Origin of the sequence: Acetobacter sp. DmW_125128 (genome assembly GCF_008704325.1) — a bacterium.
In the GTDB taxonomy this organism is placed as follows: Bacteria; Pseudomonadota; Alphaproteobacteria; order Acetobacterales; family Acetobacteraceae; genus Acetobacter; species Acetobacter oryzifermentans.
On sequence record NZ_VHOP01000094.1, the window covers coordinates 1 to 698 of the forward strand.

Here is a 698-nt window from a genome sequence, read left to right on the forward strand (position 1 = left end):
CCCGATCCGGCGCGGCCCTGTCCACAGGATCTGGTACAGCGACAGTTTTATGCACCAGCCCCCAACAGACTGTGGGTTTCGGATTTTACGTATGTTTCCACCTGGCAGGGCTTTGTGTATGTGGCCTTCATCATTGATGTATTTGCCCGGGTCATCGTGGGCTGGCGTGTCTCCTCAACGGCCCATACCGACTTCGTGCTGGATGCCCTTGAGCAGGCTCTGTGCCAGCGGCAGCCCGAGGGCAAAGTGACCCACCATTCCGACCGCGGCTGTCAATATGTATCCATTCTCTACACGCAAAGGCGGGCTGAAGCGGGCCTCGTTGCCTCTGTCGGCAGTGTTGGGGATTCCTATGATAACGCTCTGGCCGAGACCATTAACGGACTTTACAAAACCGAACTCATCTATCGGCAGGAACCATGGAAAAACAGGGAAGCGGTTGAACTGGCAACGCTTAAATGGGTCGACTGGTTCAACAATCGGCGGCTCCTGTCCTCCATTGGAAACATCCCGCCAGCAGAAGCTGAAGCACGTTTTTATACGCAACAGAAATCACATGCATTAGCCGCTTAAATCAGATAAAAACGTCTCCACAAAACCCGGGGCAATTCAGTCCTCCCGGTTGTGCCGAGCGAAGGGGGAAACATATCCCTTATCGTCTGCATCGTATGATCTCCTACGATCACGACTCAGCCAGA

Annotated in this window: 1 protein-coding gene; it reads left to right on the forward strand. The window is 54.0% G+C overall.

Annotated elements, in window-relative coordinates:
* Positions 1-573 (forward strand): IS3 family transposase (locus tag FKW19_RS15115; RefSeq protein WP_150225428.1); only part of this gene is annotated, 573 nt, incomplete at its 5' end.
* Between the last annotated feature and the right edge of the window lie 125 nt (positions 574-698).